At 57.3% G+C, this 21,651-nt stretch carries 21 protein-coding genes and 1 tRNA gene; 15 read left to right on the top strand and 7 right to left on the bottom strand.

Annotation, left to right across the window (positions count from 1 at the left end; all coding sequences use genetic code 11):
• The first annotated feature begins 50 nt into the window (after positions 1 to 50).
• Positions 51 to 1,379 carry a hypothetical protein gene (locus Asbog_RS10195; RefSeq protein ID WP_062165055.1) on the top strand — a complete coding sequence of 443 codons (1,329 nt, stop codon included), beginning with the start codon at positions 51 to 53 and terminating at the stop codon, positions 1,377 to 1,379.
• Between the two features lie 157 nt (positions 1,380 to 1,536).
• On the opposite strand, the gene tyrS is transcribed toward Asbog_RS10195, so the two are convergent.
• Both tyrS and Asbog_RS10185 read right to left on the bottom strand, forming a co-directional pair.
• Positions 1,537 to 2,793, bottom strand: coding sequence for a tyrosine--tRNA ligase (tyrS, locus tag Asbog_RS10190; RefSeq protein WP_062165054.1), 1,257 nt, complete (start codon positions 2,791 to 2,793; stop codon positions 1,537 to 1,539).
• A gap of 160 nt (positions 2,794 to 2,953) precedes the next feature.
• The gene (locus Asbog_RS10185) at positions 2,954 to 3,619 is read right to left on the bottom strand and encodes an alpha/beta hydrolase (protein WP_023979597.1); all 666 of its coding nucleotides are present in this window, start codon (positions 3,617 to 3,619) and stop codon (positions 2,954 to 2,956) included.
• 466 nt (positions 3,620 to 4,085) lie between these two features.
• Between Asbog_RS10185 and Asbog_RS10180 the strand changes: the two genes are divergently transcribed.
• The 7 genes from Asbog_RS10180 (at position 4,086) to Asbog_RS10150 (ending at position 9,471) form a co-directional block, all read left to right on the top strand.
• Positions 4,086 to 5,198, top strand: a complete 1,113-nt coding sequence (locus Asbog_RS10180) for a cysteine desulfurase family protein (RefSeq protein ID WP_062165053.1) — start codon at positions 4,086 to 4,088, stop codon at positions 5,196 to 5,198.
• The gene (locus tag Asbog_RS10175; RefSeq protein ID WP_062165052.1) at positions 5,195 to 6,343 is read left to right on the top strand and encodes a cysteine desulfurase family protein; all 1,149 of its coding nucleotides are present in this window, start codon (positions 5,195 to 5,197) and stop codon (positions 6,341 to 6,343) included. The genes Asbog_RS10180 and Asbog_RS10175 overlap by 4 nt, the downstream gene beginning before the upstream one ends.
• A 23-nt stretch (positions 6,344 to 6,366) precedes the next feature.
• Positions 6,367 to 6,681 carry a ferredoxin family 2Fe-2S iron-sulfur cluster binding protein gene (locus Asbog_RS10170; RefSeq protein ID WP_023979601.1) on the top strand — a complete coding sequence of 105 codons (315 nt, stop codon included), beginning with the start codon at positions 6,367 to 6,369 and terminating at the stop codon, positions 6,679 to 6,681.
• Positions 6,682 to 6,719: 38 nt separating this feature from the next.
• Positions 6,720 to 7,784, top strand: coding sequence for a tRNA 2-thiouridine(34) synthase MnmA (mnmA, locus tag Asbog_RS10165; protein WP_023979602.1), 1,065 nt, complete (start codon positions 6,720 to 6,722; stop codon positions 7,782 to 7,784).
• A gap of 14 nt (positions 7,785 to 7,798) precedes the next feature.
• The gene (locus tag Asbog_RS10160; protein ID WP_062165051.1) at positions 7,799 to 8,458 is read left to right on the top strand and encodes a glutathione S-transferase family protein; all 660 of its coding nucleotides are present in this window, start codon (positions 7,799 to 7,801) and stop codon (positions 8,456 to 8,458) included.
• Between the two features lie 455 nt (positions 8,459 to 8,913).
• On the top strand, positions 8,914 to 9,327 hold the full coding sequence (dksA, locus tag Asbog_RS10155) for an RNA polymerase-binding protein DksA (RefSeq protein WP_023979604.1): 414 nt from the start codon (positions 8,914 to 8,916) through the stop codon (positions 9,325 to 9,327).
• A 69-nt stretch (positions 9,328 to 9,396) separates the two neighbouring features.
• A tRNA-Thr gene (locus tag Asbog_RS10150) sits at positions 9,397 to 9,471 on the top strand.
• A gap of 443 nt (positions 9,472 to 9,914) precedes the next feature.
• On the opposite strand, the gene Asbog_RS10140 is transcribed toward Asbog_RS10150, so the two are convergent.
• Both Asbog_RS10140 and Asbog_RS10135 read right to left on the bottom strand, forming a co-directional pair.
• The gene (locus Asbog_RS10140) at positions 9,915 to 10,154 is read right to left on the bottom strand and encodes a hypothetical protein (protein ID WP_062165049.1); all 240 of its coding nucleotides are present in this window, start codon (positions 10,152 to 10,154) and stop codon (positions 9,915 to 9,917) included.
• Between the two features lie 36 nt (positions 10,155 to 10,190).
• On the bottom strand, positions 10,191 to 10,688 hold the full coding sequence (locus tag Asbog_RS10135; protein ID WP_231944556.1) for a lysozyme: 498 nt from the start codon (positions 10,686 to 10,688) through the stop codon (positions 10,191 to 10,193).
• A gap of 656 nt (positions 10,689 to 11,344) precedes the next feature.
• Between Asbog_RS10135 and Asbog_RS10130 the strand changes: the two genes are divergently transcribed.
• Both Asbog_RS10130 and Asbog_RS10125 read left to right on the top strand, forming a co-directional pair.
• Entirely contained in the window at positions 11,345 to 12,448 is a 1,104-nt protein-coding gene (locus tag Asbog_RS10130) for a histidine kinase dimerization/phosphoacceptor domain -containing protein (protein ID WP_083510824.1), read from the top strand.
• An 11-nt stretch (positions 12,449 to 12,459) separates the two neighbouring features.
• A complete protein-coding gene (locus Asbog_RS10125; protein WP_197669038.1) occupies positions 12,460 to 12,897 on the top strand; it encodes a response regulator in 438 nt (145 codons plus the stop codon).
• Between the two features lie 69 nt (positions 12,898 to 12,966).
• On the opposite strand, the gene Asbog_RS10120 is transcribed toward Asbog_RS10125, so the two are convergent.
• Both Asbog_RS10120 and Asbog_RS10115 read right to left on the bottom strand, forming a co-directional pair.
• On the bottom strand, positions 12,967 to 13,767 hold the full coding sequence (locus tag Asbog_RS10120; RefSeq protein WP_062165045.1) for an SDR family NAD(P)-dependent oxidoreductase: 801 nt from the start codon (positions 13,765 to 13,767) through the stop codon (positions 12,967 to 12,969).
• Between the two features lie 137 nt (positions 13,768 to 13,904).
• Positions 13,905 to 14,696 (bottom strand): SDR family NAD(P)-dependent oxidoreductase, encoded by a 792-nt coding sequence (locus Asbog_RS10115; RefSeq protein WP_062165044.1) that lies wholly within the window; start codon positions 14,694 to 14,696, stop codon positions 13,905 to 13,907.
• 1,073 nt (positions 14,697 to 15,769) lie between these two features.
• Between Asbog_RS10115 and Asbog_RS10110 the strand changes: the two genes are divergently transcribed.
• From Asbog_RS10110 to Asbog_RS10090, 5 genes are all read left to right on the top strand, one after another.
• The gene (locus Asbog_RS10110; RefSeq protein WP_062165043.1) at positions 15,770 to 16,039 is read left to right on the top strand and encodes a putative hemolysin; all 270 of its coding nucleotides are present in this window, start codon (positions 15,770 to 15,772) and stop codon (positions 16,037 to 16,039) included.
• Positions 16,040 to 16,346: 307 nt separating this feature from the next.
• Entirely contained in the window at positions 16,347 to 17,051 is a 705-nt protein-coding gene (locus tag Asbog_RS10105; protein ID WP_062165042.1) for an HAD family hydrolase, read from the top strand.
• 523 nt (positions 17,052 to 17,574) lie between these two features.
• Entirely contained in the window at positions 17,575 to 18,315 is a 741-nt protein-coding gene (locus Asbog_RS10100) for an HAD family hydrolase (RefSeq protein ID WP_062165041.1), read from the top strand.
• Positions 18,316 to 18,476: 161 nt separating this feature from the next.
• On the top strand, positions 18,477 to 18,689 hold the full coding sequence (locus Asbog_RS10095; RefSeq protein ID WP_023977611.1) for a hypervirulence associated TUDOR domain-containing protein: 213 nt from the start codon (positions 18,477 to 18,479) through the stop codon (positions 18,687 to 18,689).
• 5 nt (positions 18,690 to 18,694) lie between these two features.
• Complete coding sequence (locus tag Asbog_RS10090) at positions 18,695 to 19,162, top strand: DUF3465 domain-containing protein (RefSeq protein WP_062165874.1); 468 nt, start codon at positions 18,695 to 18,697, stop codon at positions 19,160 to 19,162.
• A 103-nt stretch (positions 19,163 to 19,265) separates the two neighbouring features.
• Here the strand turns inward: Asbog_RS10090 and clpA are convergent, their stop codons facing one another.
• Positions 19,266 to 21,602, bottom strand: a complete 2,337-nt coding sequence (gene clpA, locus Asbog_RS10085) for an ATP-dependent Clp protease ATP-binding subunit ClpA (RefSeq protein WP_062165040.1) — start codon at positions 21,600 to 21,602, stop codon at positions 19,266 to 19,268.
• Between the last annotated feature and the right edge of the window lie 49 nt (positions 21,603 to 21,651).

Below are 21,651 nucleotides of genomic sequence, written 5' to 3'. Positions count from 1 at the left end.
AAACCAGAATAGATATTGTCGACTAAATAAATATTTTTCGGGGTTCAGAAGTGACGTCCAGAATTCTCTTCGATAGTGATGATATCGTCGTTCATTTCAACGAGGGTCGTTCCGATTACGTTCTTGTAACGTTCATGGGCATTGGACATGAGGCCAATGCCACGGCATCTTATTTTGGTAAGCCGATCGTTGAGCGCGACAATTTTTCCTGTATTGGTATCACAACTAAGGTCAGAAACTGGTACACTTCGCAGAATATGCATACGGCTCTGCGTCTTATCTGTAGTCTAATCAAGGAGAGATACCGCAGCGTCATTACGATCGGTCTTTCAGCCGGGGCCTATGCCGCTATAAAATATTCACGAATTCTTGGTGCCAGACGCACTTTGGCTTTGGGGCCGCAATTGACGATCGATGATCGAGAGGGGAATGTTCTGCCTGAATGGGCGGCGCTATGCGCGCCATCCATGAGAGGTATGGGCATCAAACCGCAGGATCTGCACGGTACGATCTTCACGCTATTCGATCGCCGTCACGTCGATGATAACGCGACCGTACAGCATCTTCTTGATTACGTGGATCAGGGCGCCCAAGCCGAGATCGTTCCGATCAACGTGCCGAGCGCCGGGCATATCGTCTATGAGAGCCTGAAGGGCAGCGCCAACCTGGTTGCGTTGATCGCTATGTTGAACGAGCAGGATGCGACCATGTCCTGTGCCCGGAATCTGAGGATCGCAACATCCCGGTTTCGCCGATCCAACACAACGAACCTGTATAACAAGATCCAGAGCGGATACCGGAAATTTCCAAAGCTCGTCTATGATATATTATCCAGCGAAAGGTTCTGCCGCGATTTCCGGTATGATGATATCCTGCGCGACGAGACGCTTCTATTCAGGGTTTGTGCTGCGCTGAATGAGAAAGGCTATGTGCCCCAGTCACGTGCTCTATTGCGGGGGTTGATCGATTACTATGCATCAGGTGAATTCTCACCTGGTGGCAATGACCACGTCATTGCAGGGATGCCCGTCATGCTCGATCATCGTGGCCGGACATTGGGGTACTCATCACGCGAACGGCGTTTTACGAGCTCCAACATAGTCTGGATGGAAGGCGATGCGATTCCCGTCAGCCTTACCCACCTCAACAGGGTCGCCTACCCCAGCATTTCGCTTTTCGGCAGGCGTTTTTTTCTCGATCTCGATGGCCATGATATACGGGCGTCTGCATCGCCGGGGCGTATTCACGCTCAGTGCCGGGGAACAACCTGCGGCATCAGAAACCACGAAGAACGTTATCTGACCGTCGTGGGCGACCGTGAAATGGCGTGGTCCGCCCACCAGCTATCCTATGAGACGTTTTCTGTGGTCACGGTCTGACTGTCTGCTGACAGGAAACCACGTTCTTTGGGGGGCTGCCTAACGCAGGTGAACGCAAGGAGCAGTGCTTACCCCGAGCGGCTATGGGCGAACATAAAGATTGAAACGCTGCGGCAGGAAAACTCCTCAGGACGCATGGACGTCCTGAGAGCAATGGTCAGACGATACGCAGCAGCAGATGACGCTTCTTGCCAGAGGAGAGCTTGAGCACCCCTTCTGCAAGATCATCCGGACCGATTATCCGGTTCTCGTCCTGAATGGGCTGATCGTTCAGCCTTGCGCCGCCTCCCCTGATCAGGCGGCGTGCTTCGCTGTTTGTCGCTACCAGCCCCGACTCGCCAAACAGACGGAACGCCGGAATACCAGCCTCGAGTTCTGCGCGCGGCAGGTCGCGCGAGGGAAGATCGGCGGCAACGGCACCGGCCTCGAAAGTCTGCCGTGCGGTCTCGGCGGCAGCTTGCGCAGCGTCGCGGCCGTGGCAGATGGCCGTGGCTTCGGTGGCAAGGATTTTCTTCGCCTCGTTGATCTCGGCCCCTTCAAGCGCGCCGAGACGATCGCATTCCTCAACGGGGAGATCCGTGAAGAACTTCAGGAAGCGACCAACATCGGCATCTTCCGTGTTGCGCCAGAACTGCCAGTATTCAAAGACCGGCAATTTTTCAGCGCTCACCCAGGTGGCACCCTTGGCCGATTTGCCCATTTTCACACCGGATGATGTCGTCACCAGCGGTGTCGTCAGGCCAAAGACCTGCTTGCCATCCGTGCGACGCGCCAGATCGATGCCGGCAACGATATTGCCCCACTGGTCGGAGCCGCCCATCTGGAGCACGGCGCCAAAGCGCCGGTTCAGTTCGCGGAAGTCATAGGATTGCAGGATGGAATAGTTGAATTCGAGGAATGTCAGGCCCTGCTCGCGGTCCAGGCGCTGCTTGACGCTCTCGAATGACAGCATGCGGCTGATCGAGAAATGCACGCCGACATCCTGCAGCAATTCAATATAGGACAGGCGATCGAGCCAGTCGGCATTATTGACCAGCATGGCGTCGCTCGATCCGGTGCCGAAATTCAGGAACTGGCGCAGGCTGATCTCGATACCGGACAGATTATGCGCCAGTTTTTCCGGGCTCATCAGCGCTCTTGCCTCGTCTCGAAACGAGGGATCGCCGATCTTGGCTGTGCCGCCACCCATGAGGGCAATCGGGCGATGGCCGTGTTTCTGCATCAGGCGCAGCATCATGATGGAGAGGGCATTGCCCACATGCAGCGAGTCCGCTGTTGGGTCGAAGCCGATATAGCCTGCCACCGGGCCCTTGCTCATCGCTTCATCAAGCGCGGCAAGGTCGGTGCACTGGAAAATATAGCCCCGAGCCTGAGCCTCTTTCAGGAAAGGACTTTTCAGCGCGTGCTCTGCCATATCGGGTCATCCATCAGAATAGGGTCAAGGCTGGGGGTCCTAGCATGAAACTGCCCGGAAGCCGACCGGGCACGTCGATCTGCCCCCCGAAAAAGTAAAGCGCCAATAAAAAAGGCGGGGTATGTCCCGCCTTTTTAACAGATCCGATGCTTTTCAGGCGTCAGTCGGCGGCGATAGCCAGAACGCGACGGTTGCGCATGACAGTCACATGGTCTTCCAGCGCGTGGGCGACCTTGTCGGCCTCGCTGGCAAAGATGTGGTTGGCGCCCTCGAATACGCGGTAATCAACCTCGACATTCTTCTGCGTGTTCAGCTTGTCAACCAGCTTGCGGATGCCCGGCTCCGGGGCCATGTCGTCCTTGTCGCCAGCGATCATCAGGCCACCGCAGGGGCAGGGGGCCAGAAAGCCGAAATCATAGTCATTGGCGGGTGGTGCCACGCTGATCCAGCCGCTGATTTCAGGGCGGCGCATCAGAAGCTGCATGCCCACGAACGCACCAAAGGAGTAGCCGGCAATCCACAACTCGCTTGAGTTCGGGTTGACCATCTGCATCCAGTCCAGCGCGGCTGCGGCGTCTGAAATTTCTCCGATACCGCCATCATAGCGGCCTTGAGAACGCCCCACGCCACGCGAATTGTAGCGCATGACGGAAAAACCCATTTTCTCGAACGACCGGTACATTGTGTAGGTAATGCGGTTGTTCATGGTCCCGCCATGAAGCGGGTGCGGATGCAGAACCAGAGCGAGCGGCGCGTTAGGCTCGTCAGAATGGTGGTAACGACCCTCCAACCGGCCATCAGGGCCGGCGAACATGACTTCTGGCATCAAAATGCTTCCGAATTATGCCCCTGTCTGAGGGCGTGCCCTGCAGGGGATATGTGTTTTTTATAGGAGATGAGGCTATGCCTGAAGACCCGGAGGCTTGTTGCTCCAGACCTGTTCAGGGACAGGTCATGATGACTGACGCGGATCTCTCAGCGAAGCGGCACCGTGGTAACACGTACCGAAGGGAAGGCTGGTCGGGCATGAAAACCATGTAGGGATTCGGCAGGCGTTGAAACGCGCATGGACTAGCTCCTCAACGGTAAGGGAATATCAAGCGGATATTCCCTGAAGCGGCGCGGGCCCCGTGGGAGGGATTTCTCTCTCAGGGGCAGATCACCACGCCATCATTGGCGCAGTGTATAACGACGCTGACAGGTAAAATTCCACAGAAATCGTCATAACACGCCATTTCCCTTTCCTGCGCTTTTGACTTGCACTCGGCGAGCGCAAGCCGATCTATAGGAAGATGACCGTTTATCTTGATGCCAATGCTACTGACGTTTTGCGTGACGAAGCCAGATTGGCGATGCTTGAGGCACTGTCGCTTGGGGGCAATCCCTCCTCGGTGCATGGGCCGGGACGCGTTGCGCGCCGGGCGCTAGAGGAGGCGCGTGACCGCATGGGTCGCTATTGCGGCGTAGGGCCGGAGCAGGTCGTTTTCACCTCGGGCGGAACCGAGGCGAACATGTTGGCCATACACGCCCTGACGCAGGGAGATGGCCTGCCCGGCGGGACGACGCGACGGCCGCTGATTGGTGCGACGGAGCATGACGCCGTAAGAATGGCGCGTCCCGATGCCGTGATCCTGCCCGTGCTGGCAGATGGGACACTCTGCCTCGACGCGCTGGAAAAGGCGCTTGCTGATGGCGTACCGGCGCTCGTCTGCTGCATGGCCGCCAATAACGAGACAGGAATTATTCATCCGATGCAGGAAATCGCTGCGCTTTGCGCACGCCACGGGGCTCTGCTTCATGTCGATGCGGTGCAGGTGGCGGGGCGTATGGCGTTACCCCGTGGTTCGGTCACAAGCCTCGCACTGTCCGGGCACAAGGCGGGTGGCATCATGGGGGCGGGCGCCTTGATTCTGGGGGCAGAGGGACACATCACTCCGCTCATCCGTGGCGGCGGCCAGGAGCGTGGCAGGCGCGGAGGCACGCCGCCACTCCCCGCAATCCTCGGCATGATGGCCGCGCTTGAAGCATCCCGCCAACAGGACTGGCGCGAGATTGCGAGGCTTCGTGACAAGGTGGATGAGGCGGCGGTCGCCTGCGGTGCACGTGTAACCGGAGATCGCAAGGCACCGCGCCTGCCTAATACGACCTCGCTGATCCTGTGGGGTGTGCCGGCTCAGACGCAACTCATGATGCTGGACCTGCAGGGCTTTGCCGTTTCAACAGGGTCGGCCTGCTCCTCCGGCAAGGTATCGGCCTCGCATGTCCTTCAGGCCATGGGGCTGGGTGAGGCGGCTGCCAATGCCATCCGAGTCTCATTGCCCTGGAACATCACCGAGGAGCAGATTGACCGTTTTATCGAGGCCTATACGTCCATGGCGCTTCGTCTGGGGGCCAAGGCAGCGTGATCTATCTCGATAATCAGGCAACGACGCGTTGTGATCCCGAGGTCGTGGCGGCCATGCTGCCCTGGTTCAGCGAGCATTATGGCAATCCACATAGCGAAGGCCATGCAGCAGGTGAGGCGGCAGCCTATGCCGTTGAAGAGGCACGTGCTGCAATTGCGGCGCTGATCGGGGCGCAGTCACGCGAGATTATCTTTACCTCAGGTGCCACCGAGGCAAATAATCTGGCAATCAAGGGCGCAGCCCGGTTTCTGGCCCGCCAGAACAGTCCGAAGCGTCGCATCATTACTGTTGCGACAGAGCATAAATGCGTTCTGGAGTCGGTGCGCGATCTGGCTGCGGAAGGGTTCGAGCCCGTCATCTTGCCTGTCGGACCCGACGGCTTGCTGGCGCCTGAAACTTTGGCCGCTGCGCTGTCGCAACCGACGGCTCTGGTAAGTGTCATGACGGTCAATAACGAGACAGGCATCATTCAGGATATCCCACGCCTGTCTGCCATAGCCCGTGAGGCAGGCGCGCTGTTCCACACCGATGCCGCACAGGCCGCTGGCAAGATGGCGCTTGATTGCGGTCTGGTCGACCTGATGTCGCTTTCGGCCCATAAGTTCTATGGGCCCAAAGGCATCGGGGCGCTTTATGTGCGCCATCGTCCGAGGGCGCGCCTTCTTCCCCTGTTCTCCGGGGGCGGGCAGGAGAGGGGATTGCGCTCGGGCACCTTGCCGACACCACTGATCGCCGGATTTGGAAAGGCGGCAACGCTCGCGAAGGCGCTGATGCCGCAGGAGCAGCAGCGCCTTGCCGGTCTGCGCGATCAGCTTCTGGCGGAGCTTGAGGAGATCTTTCCCGGGGTGCGCATCAACGGTGCTTCGTCGCCTCGGGTCAGTAGCGCTCTCAACCTCATCTTCCCCGAAGGGGGCGAGGCAAGGGCTCTGATGGCGGCGCTCCCTGATGTGGCCTTGTCCACCGGATCAGCCTGTACCTCGGCTGATGTCACGCCTTCCTATGTTCTGACAGCAATGGGGCTTGATGCGAAAGACGCGGCACGATGCTTGCGTCTGTCGGTCGGACGCTTTACCTCCACGCCCGAGATCGTGCAGGCGCTGGGATATTTCCGTCAGGCAGCCTGCGAGGTCTATCGCACCTCGTAACGAAGAAGCAGGGTAGAGACACTATGCCACACATGATTTTCGTCGAGCAGGACGGCACCCGCAGGGAAGTCGATGCGCCGGTCGGCCTCTCCGTACTCGAAGTTGCCCACAAGCACGATATCGAACTCGAAGGCGCCTGTGAGGGCTCGCTGGCCTGCGCCACCTGTCATGTGATTGTCGATCCTGAATGGGCCGACAAGCTTTCGGCGCCGACAGACGACGAGGAAGACATGCTCGATCTCGCCTTCGGGCTCGAAAAGACTTCCCGTCTCGGCTGTCAGATCGTTATGACCGATGCGCTGGACGGTCTGGTTGTGCGTCTGCCCAAGGCTTCCTGAAGCCTGAAATTCCGTTTTTTGAAAAGTAGAGAGATCTCATGCGTATCCTAGTTGCCATGTCGGGAGGCGTGGACAGTTCCGTAGTGGCCGCGCTCCTGAAACAGGAAGGGCATGAGGTCATCGGCGCCACGTTGCAGCTTTATGATCATGGTCAGGCCGTGTCCAAGCCCGGTGCCTGCTGCGCGGGCCGTGACATTCTTGATGCGCGTGCCGTGGCTGATCGGCTCGATATCCCGCACTACGTCATCAATGCTGAAGATCGTTTTCGCAGCAGCGTGATGGCCAGTTTTGCTGACAGCTATGCACGTGGTGAAACGCCGGTGCCCTGTGTGGCGTGCAATCAGGGCGTTAAATTCACCGATCTGCTGAGCATGGCCCGTGATCTGGGCTGCGAGGCGATGGCGACCGGTCATTATGTGCGGCGTATCGAGGGCGAGGAGCGGTCGGAACTCCATCGCCCGTCCGACAGCTCGCGCGATCAGTCATGGTTCCTGTTCGCGACCACGCAGGACCAGCTCGACTATCTGCGCTTTCCGCTTGGCGATATGCCGAACAAGGATGCAGTGCGTCAGAAAGCCGAGGAATTCGGACTCGCAATCGCCGCCAAGCCCGATAGTCAGGATATCTGCTTCGTCCCCACCGGCACCTATGCCGAAGTGGTTGAGAAGCTGCGCCCCGAAACCAGCGGGACTGGCGAGATTGTCGATGAGACAGGGCGTATCCTGGGCCAGCATGAGGGCATCGCGCGCTACACGGTAGGGCAGAGCAAACGCCTGGGTGACATCCACACGAAGGATGGCCGCCGCCAGATTGTCAAACGCATTGACGCCACGACGCGCCGTATCATCGTGGGTCCCAAGGAAAATGCCGGTCGGAGCGAATTTGCGCTGCGCGACATGAACTGGCTGATCGATGCGCCAGAAGCCGGCGTTCGCTGCCAGGTGCAGATCCGGGCCCGCGAGGTGACGCGTGATGCCTGGGTCTATCCTCTTGCGGGTGGCGCACGTGTCGTGCTGGATGAGGCAGCCATGCCTGCGCCCGGACAGGCCTGCGTTCTTTATCGGGACAGCAGGGTTCTCGGCGGGGGCTTCATTCTCGCCTGAACAGGACCATTGTCATGGATTGCCTCGTCATCGGAACGCGCCGCTACTCCTCCTGGTCTCTGAGAGGGTGGCTCGCCGTGCGCTGCGCCGGGCTGAACGTGCCGGATGAGGTTATCGCGCTGCGCGGGGGCGGACAGACGAGCGAAATCCACGAGATATCCCCCAATGGGATGGTGCCCTATCTGGTGCATCAGGGTGCCCGGATATGGGAAAGCCTTGCGATCTGCGAATACTGCGCTGAGGTCGCGCCCGTATTGTGGCCGGCGGATCGCGTGGCGCGCGCGGTGGCCCGCAGCGTGGCCAGTGAGATGCATGCAGGCTTTCGTGCCTTGCGTATCGCTATGCCCATGAATCTTGGTCGGACAAACCGCCCTTTGCTCGAAACAGGCGATGACGTGCTGGCGGACATCGCCAGAATCGATCGGATATGGTGCGAGACACGCGAGCGCTTCGGTGCAACCGGCCCCTATCTTTTCGGCGCTGATTTCTGCGCTGCTGATATCATGTTCGCACCGGTGGTCTCACGTTTCACTTCCTATGGGGTAACGCTTTCGGCTGTTGGTGAAGCTTATCGGCTCGCTGTACTCGATCATCCCCTCATGCGGGAATGGGCGCATCTCGCCGCGTTGGAACCCGTTTCCTGGCAGCTTGAGCGTTACGAATCACTCGCCTGACTCCGCGTGTCGCAGCCGCGTATAGTTGGTGGTGGTATTGCAATAGAAACCGTCGTGAGGACGCTTGGTATCGCTGATGTGGCGACCCATTGGTCGTTACGGAAAAGTTCGAGATTTTCTCTATTCCGACGCCAGTGATCTTGTTCATTACCTGTTGTAATAGGGTGCTTAAATGTCGGTCTGCGGTAGTAGATGTCGCTGTTTAAATAAAAGATAAGCCATATCTATATGTATCTTTTATTACGAATGATGGATTCTGGCTGTTATATCGCTTGTTCATTGCACCGTTGCGAGTTTTTGACAGTTCGGGCTTGGCGATCCTGGCCGGGCCGGGTATAAGCCGCGCCAAACCAGCCATGCCGTTTTGCTCAGGATACGGGTTTGGGCCCTCCTTTCCTGCAATGCACAAGACGGAACGGCGGGCCTCAAGCGACTTGCGTTAAGGACAGACGTGCATGATCACGCTCCCACCGGATTATCGGCCCTCCGACGACGAAGAGTTCATGAATCCGCTTCAGGTGGAGTTCTTCCGGCAGAAATTGCTGCGTTGGCGCAATGACCTTCTCAAGGAAGCCAATCTGACGCTCGCCAGCCTGTCCGAAGGCGGAATCCACGAGGCCGATGTCACTGATCGTGCAAGCGTCGAGACAGACAGGGCCCTTGAGTTGAGAACGCGTGACCGCGCCCGCAAGCTGATTGGCAAGATCAACCTTGCCCTGCAGCGTGTCGAAAACGGCTCGTATGGCTTTTGCGAGGAAACGGGCGAGCCTATCGGCCTTCGTCGCCTTGAGGCCCGCCCCATCGCCACGATGTCGATCGAAGCGCAGGAGCGCCACGAGCGTATGGAAAAAATTCATCGCGACGACTGATTCTTTTTACAAAAAAGCGCTTTCGGGGCTTGCAGCTTTCAGGCTGAGAAGCTACGAAGCGCTCCAGTTGCTGCTGTAGCTCAGTGGTAGAGCACTCCCTTGGTAAGGGAGAGGTCGCGAGTTCAATCCTCGCTAGCAGCACCATGATTTCCCTCGAAATTCTGACACTATGCCTAAGGCGTATGTGCTCGCTGAGGGCGAGATATAGTGTTCGTTAAGTCGACGGCATCGCGTTTTTGCGGTGCGCGACTTCTTCACTGACGAACGCCTGGCGAGCGTCACACGCAAGCTTCAAGTATCCCGGTCTGCTCCGTTTTAGTATCTGCCCGTTCTTCGATATGATCCGGATCTCGCGCGATACTGCCAGTTGGCCAGGCCACCGACCGATCTTTGCCGTCGGCCCCCTGCAGATCGTGCTTATGATGACAGGACCAGATAGTTTGTCGCTTTCTTCTACTCGTCTGCCTAACGGCGCGGTCATAAGACTGACGCAATGATTTGGTTCTTGCGATTGCGCGCTAGGCTTGGGGCCAGCCATGTAGGCTGCACAATTTATGGTACGTGGAATTGCTGCGCAGCCTGTCGATTCAGGGTTTTGTAGAATTCGTGTCGTCGGCATTGGCTGCATGCCTGCTGTTCATGGCAAGACGATTGACGATATTATACAGACCCAGCCATCTTGAGCCCTCAGCCGGTCGTGGCCAGAAGCGGGCCGCGACCGCGCAGGATGCCACGATGAAGGTGCCAAGCACTGTGAGGTCTGACGCCAGGCTGGCGGGAATTATTGGCATGATTGCAGTGTAGAATTGTTGCCAATCGATATTCATGCTCTGATTGTCCTGGAGAACGTTGTCGGAAAATAATCAGATATTGTGTGAGATGCCTGTTACAGCTCGTCCGAAATAGACGGCACGCTCGAGTTGGCGGCGCTTTCTGAGCCCGGGTAGGGCAACCATCTCGCCCTTCACGCAGGCTTTGTCCCAGCGGAGCAGTTGCTCACCCGCGGCGCTGTATTGACCCTGATTGAGCAGGCGGCGCAAAGTCGAGTGATACATCGCCGCGCTACCAATATTGAATTGCCAGGACAGGAGCGCTCCTTCCTGATATGGCGTTAGAGGGACGGAAATGGCGTCACGCAGTTCCTTACGCAGGTCAGTCAAAGTGCTCTGCAGTAGGGTCAGTGCGTCGTTTTCTGTCAGCGGGGGTGTTCTTGCTGTGACCGGACTGCCATCAGCGAGAAACCGGTTGCCAATACCAATCGTCCAGTAACCCGCAGGGCAAAGATAGGGCGCAAGGCGCAGCCCCTCGAAATCGTCCCGACGCAAAAGCGCCGTGGCGATCCTGATTGAATCATCCATCATCTATTCTCTTTTTTTGCGATTCATCGACAACTGAGGCGTGACGACAGTGAGCCACGTGCCGAGGTCTAGGCCTTTTCCAGAAGGTTTATCTGCTGGTTTCGTCCCTGCCAGAAATCTGCTTTCCGCCGAATCTGCGTGGAGCTGTTCGGCTCATGCTGATCGCTTCAGGACACGCTCTCGGCGTCCTTCCGCACTTGGTAGGAACGAAGATAGTGCGTGTTTCCGGGCTGTCTTGTCGTGCTCAAGCATCTGCGCTGTCGAGCTCTGAGGGTTAAGGAAACGCGATTATGATCTGAACCACGGATACCCTAAGTATGGATGTATCAATATCATATTTTATGGAAAAAATGAATATTACGAATTTGCGCTCTAATATAAATCTACGAAGTTATTCAGTATATTTTCAATGAGCCCAATTCATGGGAATGATGGGATCTTTGGTTTCCAAGTATGGAAGCCATTATTGCCTGCTGGCGCATTGGCGAAATAGAATTCTCGTTCCTGAGCGATAGTCTGGTCTCAGCCTGGTCACGAACGAGCACGTTTGGCTTGCTCCCCACCCGCCTGAGGAACACGGCAGTTTGTGAAACCCTCTTCGCAAGGTTTCGTTTGAGCCCGAGGTGATGCCTCTCGCGCATTCACCAGGGGGAGAAAGTGTGAAGCAGCGCGACGACTGGCATTTGACGGACGAGCTTGATTACGAACAGGGGCGTGGTGATCCTTTTGCCGCTGCTGTACGAGCCACCCGCATGCCGATGGTGATTACGGACCCGGGTCAGGCCGACAATCCGATCGTTTTCTGCAATGTCGCTTTCCAGGAACTGACGGGATATGACCGTTCCGAGATCATGGGCAGGAACTGCCGCTTTCTGCAGGGGCCCGATACTGATCCCGAGGCCGTCGCCCGGGTTCGGGCGGCCATTGAGGAAGGGCATGATATCGATGTTGACTTGCTGAATTATCGGAAGGACGGGTCAACCTTTTGGAATGCGCTCTATCTCTCTCCCGTACGTGACGCAAAAGGTGATATCCGCTTTTTCTTCGCTTCCCAACTCGATGTGACAGAGCGTGTGCAAGCGCAGCACATCATCAACCAGCAGAAAATACTGGTCGAGCGTGAAGTTGAGCGCCGAACGGCGGATTTGCGAGATGCCCTTGAGGCGAAGACCATCCTCCTTCACGAAGTCGACCATCGTGTGAAGAACAACCTGACCATGATCGGGTCGCTTTTGCGCCTGCAAGCGCGCACGATTGATGATCCGGCGATCGTTGCCAAACTCGATAGCATGCTCGAACGTGTCGATGCGCTTGCTGTGGTCCATCGTCAGCTTTATCAGTCAGAGGATATCGCCGCGTTCGACATTGGCGCTTTTGTTGAAAACCTTGCACGCGACGTCGTCGGGTCGAGTGGCCGCGCAAATATACGTCTACTGTTGAAGGTGCGGCCGCTGATGGTCGATTCAGCCCATGCCTCCGCCCTTGGTCTCATCCTCAACGAGATCCTGACAAATGCCATCAAGCACGGTTTTGCGGATGGTCGGGCAGGCGTGCTCAGTCTGTTCGCCGGGGAGGAAAACAGGCTCGGCACAATCCGTATCTGTGATGACGGTCCGGGCATGCCCTCAGTCAAGCGAACCAAGAGCATAGGTGCGGCCCTGATCACCCGTCTTTCACGTCAGGCCCAAGCTCAGGCCACATGGAGTGACAACGGTCCTGGGACTTGCGTCACGATCACCTTCCCAAAAAGCGATACATTCTGATGGCAACTCCCATGGACGTTCTCATTGTTGAGGACGAGATGATCATTGCTATGGATATGGAAGCGCTGATTCGTGACAGTGGTCACGAGGTGGTGGGAGCTGTTGCGTCGCTGCAGGAGGTCGAAGCGCTGCCGGATCAGGTCAGTCCACAACTCGCATTAGTTGATCTTCATCTCGCAGGAGGATCGAACGGGTTCGAGGTCTGTGCGTATATCCGCGAGAGATGGCCGGAAGCCCTGATCGTTTTCCTGACCGCAAACGTCTCAAAAATCCCCGAGGATTTTTCAGGGGCGCATGGTGTGATCGCCAAGCCGTTTTCTCACGCTGGCGTGGTGAACGCATTGCGTTACTTGTCCGAAGGGGTGTTGGATCCACCACCCTCGGTGCCGCGCCCATCAAGCCTTGCAACGTCTGAACATCTTCGCGAACGCTGGGCAAACTGCGCCTGAAGCGTGAACCGTGCCAAATCAGGGGGCAATAACGCTACGCGCCGTGCACCCTGACCAAGCGGCTAGACGTTAAAGGATACCGCCGGAGATCGGCATGGTGACGCCTGTGATGTAACTTGCATCCTCACTCAGCAGGAAAGCCACGGTGCCAGGGATCTCCTCGATATCGCCAAGACGACGCATGGGAACACCAGCAACCATCTCCTTCTTGACTGTCTCCGGATCGGTCGAAAAATACTGCGTATTCGTGGCCGCTTGCAGCTCAGTCTGGCGGTCCCACATGAAGCCCGGCCCCATCAGCGCTGGGGCAATGCCATTGACCCGGATGTTATGAGGCGCGAGATCCTTTGAGGCGACCTGGGTCAGGCCAACTACGCCGAATTTCGATGAGCCATAGGCGCCCATGTTTGGAGGGCCCTGCAGGCCTGCCATGCTGGCTGTATTCACAATGCTGCCGGAACGGCGAGCGACCATGCGGCGCGATACGGCACGCAGCACATGAAATGCCCCAACCAGATCGATATCGACGACGCGTTGGAAGTCTTCAACGGGGTACTCATGAATCGGAGCGAAGGCGCCCTGATACCCGGCATTATTGAACAGCAGGTCGATCGGGCCGACGTTCTTCTCGGCGTAGGCGACGGCTTCCTCGACGCTGGCGTAGTTCGTGACGTCACAAACTACCGTCTTGACCTTCACGCCATGCTCGGCGAACTGCTTTGCCGCTTCGTCGAGTTTGCCTTGATCGAGATCGAGCAGCACGACGTGGCTGCCTTCTTTCGCCAGTCGGCGCGCTACAGCGAGGCCGATATTGCCAGTGGCACCGGTCACGAGAGCTGTCTTGCCAGCGAAACGTTTCGTCTCACTCATTGGTTGTCATCCTTCATGGTCGTATCCCGGCCTTTCGACCGGGATACGCCGAAAGACCCTGCCTTGCCTTCAGCGGCATAGGCGCGGGTCGGTTCCTCATAACTAGCAGTATAGCAGCGCTTTCGCATTGCTATGCATCAAAGGGTTTTAAGCATTCCGCCGTCGACGAAATAGGATGACCCCACGCTGTAGGAAGCCTTGTCGGAGCACAGGAACACAAAGAAATTGGCCAGTTCCTCGGGTGATCCAAAGCGCTTGATGGGGGCATGTTCGTCGGCAACGCCCTGCAGATAGGCTTCCCAGTCGCCACCGCTCTCGCTGGTCAGCTGCTTGGCGGTCTTGATCCAGTCAGGCGTCAGGATCAGGCCTGGATTGACGCAGTTCACGCGGATGTTGTCCTTGATCACCTCTGTCGAGAGGGTTTTCGAGAACATCATCAAGGCTGCTTTGGTGACGTTGTAGATCGGCTCGTACCACAGCGGCTGGGCTGCACAGATGGAGGCATTGTGAATGATTGCGCCACCGCCACGCTTCTTCATGCCAGGCACAAGGCCGCGCGCGAGGCGAATGGCCGCCATGACGTGCAGATCCCAGTAGAACTGCCACTTCTCGTCAGAGGCTTCCATAATGGTCTCGTTCGAGCCCGTCCCGGCATTGTTGATGAGGATATCCGCACCACCAAAAGCAGCTTCAGTTTCACGAACGATGCTTTCGATACCCTCGCTCGTGGCTACATCGGCAGCAACAGGCAGGCAGCGCACACCAAAGCTCGCCGCAAGCTTCGATGCTGCTTCTGTCAGTCGCTCCTTGTCGCGTGCCACCATGACGATGTGAGCCCCTTCGCGGGCCAGACCTTCTGCCACAGCAAGGCCTATACCGACACTACCGCCTGTGATGACGGCAACTTTATCCTTAAGACCCAGATCCATTCCGGTCGTCCTTGTGAGTTCCTGAGTCACCTCCCTATGAGGCGACCCATAGGCGGCACACTGAACGAGGGATCAGAAACGGGAGGAAGAGGGAACGGCGCACAAGTTTGGGTGACATCGAACACACTACGGTGAGGCTGGCCGCCGGGTAATGCGATCACCGGCCAGCGCCCGGTTTAAAAGCGCTTATGACGTGCGCCGGGTGACTATAAGGGGCATGAGACTGAGCGTGCTACGATCCGAGCGGGCGACATGCATTCATGCTCGCTCTTCCGCCGGGCCAGTCGATAAAGTTTCCTCCACGGTATCCTGCGCCTCACGCATTCCAGGTGATCGCAAATCTACCAGGGTTTTCGCCTGTACCCGGCAGTTTCATCAGAGCAATTACGCCTTTCGACGACAAAAAATATACCCCGGGATCGACCTTACGCTACTGATCTTCGGTATAACAATCGTAGTGCTGACGATGCAAAAAGACGAAAATTTGGTATGGGAAGCAGGCCAGCCGAATTGCGCTGAGAACCAAAACCAAAACCAAAACCAAAACCAAACCTGAGCCTGCATTTTTCTTAAGGCGCTCGCTCTCGCTCGTGTGCTGGAGGAAGGGGGGGGGGCAGGGCAATGGATTGCACTCTGATTTTCAGCCGCTCCGGCATTTTCTCTTGCTCGTCATGTCAGGTGTCGGAGGCGGATATTGCTGCCGAGCGCGTGCTTTGCGTAGGACTGGGTTCGACCAGATAGGCCATGCATCAGTATGTGGTACAATATGGTGCGACACCTCCGAGCGGGTTTGTTCATCTGATCAGTGGGTAAGGTCAGGCGCACTCGGTGGCAACGGTGCAGGTGACGGTGCTTGGCCGTGAACGCTGCGACCGGAATTCCGCTCGTTATCCTCTTGGCGCACCAAATCGCGTCGAGCGGTTTGCGGTATTCTGTTTCGATCCTGGGTCGATGTGGGACTCCGGTCTCACGAGGAGGCATAGGTGCATAACATGTGCCGCACTCGACCTCTCTCCTGACATGGTTCATCACTAGAGGCTGCGTATAGATAGTTGTGTGAGAGGACACATTTCATGATCAGATTGCATAAACTGAAGAGCCGGTGCTTCTCCTGCGTCATCGCATTGTCCTCAGTGTGCCTGACACCCTCGCTTGCAGGATGTTCGCAGGATCAGAGACCGGCGAGAGGCGCCTATATGGCCAATCCCGCTTCGGTTTATTGCAAGGAACAGGGCGGTAAGCTCGAGATCCGCCACGAGAAAGACGGCGAGGTGGGTTATTGCCATCTGGCTTATGGACGCGTGGTTGAGGAATGGGTGCTCTACCGCGCGGCGCATCATTGAGCGCGTAGTTCGCGCAGCCGATGACGGGGAGCGGCGGTTTCACCAGGGCTGGCGAGACGTCGAATCCTCGAGGTTCTGAAACACGTCAGCGTGGTAGCGCGGTTGTGAACGAGGCGTTGGGCGCACCATGCAAACAGCGAGTGTGCGACACCGTTAAGCCTCAAACGGGTTGTATCGACAGGTTCATACAATCTGCTCATCCGTCTGCCTGAGGGCAGGGGGACGTCGTTGCTTCTGGCCAGTCTCTCGTCGAAGAGAAAATTCTCTGGGGGGCGCGGCATTGGATCTGCTGCGAAAGAGACGCGAGATGGTCATCAAAGTCCTGCCTGAAATCCTGATCGCCAGCCCGCAGATGTCGGTGCGCGGAGTGATTTTCGACATGGACGGCCTTTTGCTCGACAGTGAATCCCTGGGCATAGAGGCTTCCATGAGGGCGGCGCGACAATGCGGATTATCTCTGCCGATCTCCCTCGCACGAGCCATGATCGGCCTTTCAGAAGACAAGTGTTTTGAGCTTGTTACGGAGCAATGTGGCGTGGCAGGGCAAGCGGAGAAGTTCTTCGCTCTGCAGGAGACGTGCCTGTCGGAAATGGTCGGTGAGGGGCTCTTGCAGTTAAAGCCGGGCGCCCTCAGTCTTCTCGATCTGCTCGACGCCAGAAATATTCCGCGAGCGATTGCCACGTCTTCAAGTCATGCGCGCACCACATCTCATCTCGCTGCTCTTGCCATGCCAGAGCGTTTCGACGCCATTGTGACGCGTGACGATGTAAGTCACGGCAAGCCGGACCCCGAACCCTACACGCTTGCTGCCGCCCGTATTGGCGTGACCGCCGAGCTTTGTCTCGCGCTCGAGGATTCAACAGTTGGCGTCAGGGCTGCGGTTGCAGCGGGTATGCGCGTTATCATGGTGCCGGATCTGGCCGAACCGGACGACTTCGCACGGGCCAACGCTCTCGCCATTGTAGAAAGCCTCGATGTCGCTCGGGATTATCTCATGCGCTACGCCCGATAGGGTTCAGAACCGCGTGTCAGGCGGAGCAACAATAACGCAGCCTTCAAGATAACGCTCAGGCTACAAAAACTTCATACTGTAATCAGAAAACCGGTGAGCCTGTTCAGCGCTGTTCATCACATGCCCGCGATTACTGGAGGCGGGTGAACACCCGCAGGGTTTTACAATCTCACCCGCCATCTCCTCAAATGGAAATCAGGCTTACATAGTATTGAATAAGAAAATATTCATAATATGTTTTGTATGTATGGTGCCTGTCATGTTTTTGTCATGTCTTCAATAGGATAGCCGGAAATAGCGCGCGTAACGTTAAATATGTGAAGAATGACATTGCTCTGGTTATGTACGCTGCATTGGCGGAAGTCAGAATTTCACTGCTCAACAAGACATATTTTGACGTTTTTCCTTGCATTTCTCGTTTCCATGCCTATTTTAGGGTCATACACACGATTTCGTGATTGCCCAAACCCTGTGTGCAGAGAGCGCCGGTCGGTGCCCGCACAAACCGAGAGAGGACAATATCATGACCGTAGCTTCCGCTAATGCTACCGATATTCCCGCAGCCCTCCGCGAAGATGGCTCACTGAAACTCGTTATATTCGATTGTGATGGCGTGCTGGTCGATGGCGAACATCTGTCGACAGCCAAGATGGCCGAGGAAGCCCGCCATTATGGCTGGAACATTTCCAATGATGAGGCCCACAAGATTTTCACGGGTGGTGAACTTGTGAAGATCGGTGAGCGCATCGGCCGTGAAACCGGCACCGAAATGCCCGAGAATTGGGATATGATGATGCAGGACCGCATCGTCAAAATGATGGAAACCGAAGCAGAAACCATCGATGGCGCCCATGACATGCTGCAGAGCGTGCATGATCTGGGCCTCCCCATCCGTATTGGCTCAAACTCTTCCGGTGCTGAAATGGAAGCAAAGTTCTCAAGCACAGGGCTTGATGAGCTGCTTGAAGATGAGCGCATCCATTCGGGTCGTGATCTCGACATGCCGAAGCCGCGCCCCGATCTCTATCTGCACGCAGCTGAAATGGAAGGCGTGCATCCTGAGAATTGCATCGTGCTTGAGGATTCAGACACGGGTGCTGAAGCCGCTCGTCGCGCTGGCATGGCCTGTGTGCTGCTGCGCGACCTCAGCAAGCCTGCTCCCAGCTGGCCTGGCCTGCTTCGCATCGGGCATCTTTCTGAATTTCCGCTGATCCTCAAGCAGATTCTGGATGTGCAGTCTGGCGCAAAGGCGATAGCTGCCTAAGGCTTGGTGATCGTTCACCCGTAAAAAAGCCGTCCCTCGGGGCGGCTTTTTTAATGTCTGCGCAGTTAGTGAGGCAGGCAACATTCGTGCCTCGCCCTGCGTTCGGCTTGCACGGGATTTTCCTTTCCAACCGCCCGCCGGGCCAAGTAAGGACAGGCATCATGTCAGCAAAGGACTTCAAGAAGGGTGATGACGTCACCTGGAAGACGAGCAACGGCGAAACCGAGGGGCATGTGGTCAAGACGGTTACAAAGCCGATGAAGATCAAAAGCAACGAGGTGAAAGCGTCCAAGGACAATCCCAAAATTGTGGTGGAGAGTGACAAGACTGGCGCGAAGGCCGCGCACAAGCCAGACACACTGCACAAAAAGTGACGCAGATGCAGGTTCAATCGTTTCGGCGCTGGAGAGGCACCGCGCTTGCCGCTCTGGCTTTCGCTGTGGCTCCCGCGATTGCGCAGGCAGCAGACGGCCAGTGTGATAACGCGAAATTCCAGGCAGATCAGTCTGGTTTTCTGCAAACAGGTCCGACGCGTTTCGATCTGCCTGAACACGTCTGCGGAAAGGTCATGTCGGTCACCACGCGTTCGCGTCATACGCGCAGCGGTGTCCATGGCTACTTCATCATGCAGCTGGCGCCTGGGCAGGCCATTCGTATCGTGTCTGATCTCGACCGTATGAACGCCCCGGCATGGCCATGGGTCAAGCCGGGCGATCAGGTTGAGGTCGTAGGCCGGTATTATTTCGACTCTGCGCGCAGTCAGGGCATTGACTGGACGCATCATGGCACAGGCAGACACTGGGCGACGCCCGGCTATGTCGTCGTGAACGGTACACGCTACGAATAAAAAAAGCGGTGGGGTTTTCCCACCGCTTTTTCTTTTGGGCTCATGTGAGCCTGTTGTTTCGTTGCCCCTTGTCCGGCGGGATACCGAGGTAAGGGGGCTGCGGTCAGTTATCGCTGGTCGCTTCCGACTTCTCGTCGGAATCTTCTTCGCCATTCTTCGGTGTAGCTGGAGTAGCCTCAAGGAAGTCGAAGTGCAGTGCGTTGTCCTTGAGACCGATGCGCACCGCACCGCCATTCGCCAAGGCACCGAACAATAGCTCCTCCGCGAGGGGCTTCTTGATCGTGTCCTGAATGACGCGCCCCAACGGACGTGCGCCGTAATGGCGGTCATAGCCGCGTTCAGCCAGCCATTCCTTGGCCGCGGAACTGATCTCGATCGTCACATGACGATCCGCCAGTTGGGCTTCAAGCTGCAGCACGAACTTCTCAACCACTCGGCCGACAGTCTCGGGTGTGAGATTGGCGAACGGAATGATCGCATCTAGGCGGTTGCGGAATTCCGGGGTGAACAGGCGCTTGATGGCGTCTTCATCCTCACCCACACGATCCGTTCGGCCAAACCCGACAGCTTCCTTGCTCAGATCGGCCGCGCCCGCATTGGTCGTCATGATCAGGATGACATTACGGAAGTCGATGGTCTTGCCGTTATGGTCGGTCAGACGGCCATGATCCATGACCTGAAGCAGGATATTATAGAGTTCGGGATGCGCCTTCTCGATTTCATCGAGCAAAAGCACCGCATGCGGATGCTGGTCGATTGCATCGGTCAGCAAACCGCCCTGATCGAAACCCACATAACCCGGCGGCGCACCGATCAGGCGTGAAATGGAGTGACGCTCCATATATTCCGACATGTCGAAGCGGATCAGTTCGACCCCCAGCGAGGCGGCAAGCTGCTTCGCCACTTCGGTCTTGCCCACGCCAGTCGGTCCGGAAAACAGGTAGTTTCCGATAGGCTTCTCAGGATCACGCAAACCGGCACGAGCCAGCTTTATGGCAGAGCTGAGGGCTTCGATCGCCGTATCCTGACCGAACACCATGTTCTTCAGATCACGGGACAGGAGGCGAAGCGTTTCGCGGTCATCGGTTGAGACCGATTTGGGCGGAATACGCGCGATCTTGGCCACGATCTCTTCGATATCCTTGAGCGTGACCGTTTTGCGGCGCTTGCTTTCGGGCAGGAGCATACGCGACGCACCGGCTTCATCGATGATGTCGATTGCCTTATCCGGCAGCTTGCGGTCGTGCATGTATTTGGCCGAGAGCTCGACCGCCGCCTTCAGGGCGTCATCGGTGTAACGGACCTTGTGATGGCGCTCGTAATTGCCTTTGAGCCCGCGCAGGATCTTGATTGTATCGCTGATCGAGGGCTCGGGCACGTCGATTTTCTGGAACCGGCGCACCAGCGCACGGTCTTTTTCGAAGTGCTGGCGGTATTCCTTGTACGTGGTCGAGCCAATGCAACGCAGTGTACCGGCTGCCAGTGCGGGCTTGAGCAGGTTGGACGCATCCATTGCCCCACCCGAGGTCGCACCAGCGCCAATCACGGTGTGGATTTCATCGATGAAGAGGATGGCGCCTGGCGTCTGGTCCAGCTCTGTCACTACCGCCTTGAGGCGCTCCTCGAAATCACCGCGATAGCGGGTGCCAGCAAGTAGCGCGCCCATATCGAGCGAGAAGATCGTCGCGTCGAGCAGCACCTCCGGCACATCACCTTCGACGATGCGCTTGGCAAGCCCTTCGGCAATAGCGGTCTTGCCCACGCCCGGATCACCCACATAGAGAGGGTTGTTCTTGGTCCGGCGGCACAGGATCTGGATCGTCCGCTCAACCTCACCGTCGCGTCCGATCAGCGGGTCAATCTTGCCTTCTTCGGCACGCTTGTTGAGATCGACGCAATAGGCGGCGAGCGCTTCCTGCGGTTTGGCTGCCTTGCCCTGCTTCTCCTCACGTTCCCCTTCATCCTTGTCGCGCGAACCGGTCGGCGTGCGACGGCTGGATTTGTCGGGTGCCTTGGCAATGCCGTGAGAGATGAAATTGACAGCATCGAGCCGGGTCATGTCCTGCAATTGCAGGAAATAGACGGCATGGCTCTCGCGTTCGGCAAAGAGCGCAACCAGCACATTGGCGCCCGTCACTTCATCGCGGCCCGTCGACTGCACATGGATGGCCGCGCGCTGAATGACACGCTGGAAAGCCGCCGTTGGCTTGGGCTCGGTGGGGCGGTCAGAAGCAAGGCCCGCCAGATCCTTGTCGAGAAACTCGGTCAGATCGGCACGGAGCTTCTCAAGGTCGATTCCGCAGGCCTTGAAGACCGTCACCGAGTCCGTGTCTTCGGTCAGAGCCAGCAGCAGATGTTCGAGGGTTGCGTATTCGTGGCGTCGCTCACCGGCGAGGGTGAGGGCGCGATGGAGCGTCTGTTCGAGCATACGAGACAACATGGGGGCGCTCCTTGAGGTCAGGCGTGACGGGTCAGCATGACAGGATGTA

Origin of the sequence: Asaia bogorensis NBRC 16594 (assembly GCF_001547995.1) — a bacterium.
Lineage (GTDB): Bacteria > Pseudomonadota > Alphaproteobacteria > Acetobacterales > Acetobacteraceae > Asaia > Asaia bogorensis.
Note: the sequence above shows the minus strand (reverse complement) of the source record. Positions and strands in the feature narration are given on the sequence as shown.

Coding starts and splice junctions, on each gene's coding strand:
- tyrS (WP_062165054.1), bottom strand. CDS start 2,793: ATGGCAGAGCACGCGCTGAAAAGTCCTTTCCTGAAAGAGGCTCAGGCT.
- Asbog_RS10185 (WP_023979597.1), bottom strand. CDS start 3,619: ATGCCAGAAGTCATGTTCGCCGGCCCTGATGGCCGGTTGGAGGGTCGT.
- Asbog_RS10180 (WP_062165053.1), top strand. CDS start 4,086: ATGACCGTTTATCTTGATGCCAATGCTACTGACGTTTTGCGTGACGAA.
- Asbog_RS10170 (WP_023979601.1), top strand. CDS start 6,367: ATGCCACACATGATTTTCGTCGAGCAGGACGGCACCCGCAGGGAAGTC.
- mnmA (WP_023979602.1), top strand. CDS start 6,720: ATGCGTATCCTAGTTGCCATGTCGGGAGGCGTGGACAGTTCCGTAGTG.
- Asbog_RS10160 (WP_062165051.1), top strand. CDS start 7,799: ATGGATTGCCTCGTCATCGGAACGCGCCGCTACTCCTCCTGGTCTCTG.
- dksA (WP_023979604.1), top strand. CDS start 8,914: ATGATCACGCTCCCACCGGATTATCGGCCCTCCGACGACGAAGAGTTC.
- Asbog_RS10140 (WP_062165049.1), bottom strand. CDS start 10,154: ATGAATATCGATTGGCAACAATTCTACACTGCAATCATGCCAATAATT.
- Asbog_RS10135 (WP_231944556.1), bottom strand. CDS start 10,688: ATGATGGATGATTCAATCAGGATCGCCACGGCGCTTTTGCGTCGGGAC.
- Asbog_RS10125 (WP_197669038.1), top strand. CDS start 12,460: ATGGACGTTCTCATTGTTGAGGACGAGATGATCATTGCTATGGATATG.
- Asbog_RS10120 (WP_062165045.1), bottom strand. CDS start 13,767: ATGAGTGAGACGAAACGTTTCGCTGGCAAGACAGCTCTCGTGACCGGT.
- Asbog_RS10115 (WP_062165044.1), bottom strand. CDS start 14,696: ATGGATCTGGGTCTTAAGGATAAAGTTGCCGTCATCACAGGCGGTAGT.
- Asbog_RS10110 (WP_062165043.1), top strand. CDS start 15,770: ATGATCAGATTGCATAAACTGAAGAGCCGGTGCTTCTCCTGCGTCATC.
- Asbog_RS10105 (WP_062165042.1), top strand. CDS start 16,347: ATGGTCATCAAAGTCCTGCCTGAAATCCTGATCGCCAGCCCGCAGATG.
- Asbog_RS10100 (WP_062165041.1), top strand. CDS start 17,575: ATGACCGTAGCTTCCGCTAATGCTACCGATATTCCCGCAGCCCTCCGC.
- Asbog_RS10095 (WP_023977611.1), top strand. CDS start 18,477: ATGTCAGCAAAGGACTTCAAGAAGGGTGATGACGTCACCTGGAAGACG.
- Asbog_RS10090 (WP_062165874.1), top strand. CDS start 18,695: ATGCAGGTTCAATCGTTTCGGCGCTGGAGAGGCACCGCGCTTGCCGCT.
- clpA (WP_062165040.1), bottom strand. CDS start 21,602: ATGTTGTCTCGTATGCTCGAACAGACGCTCCATCGCGCCCTCACCCTC.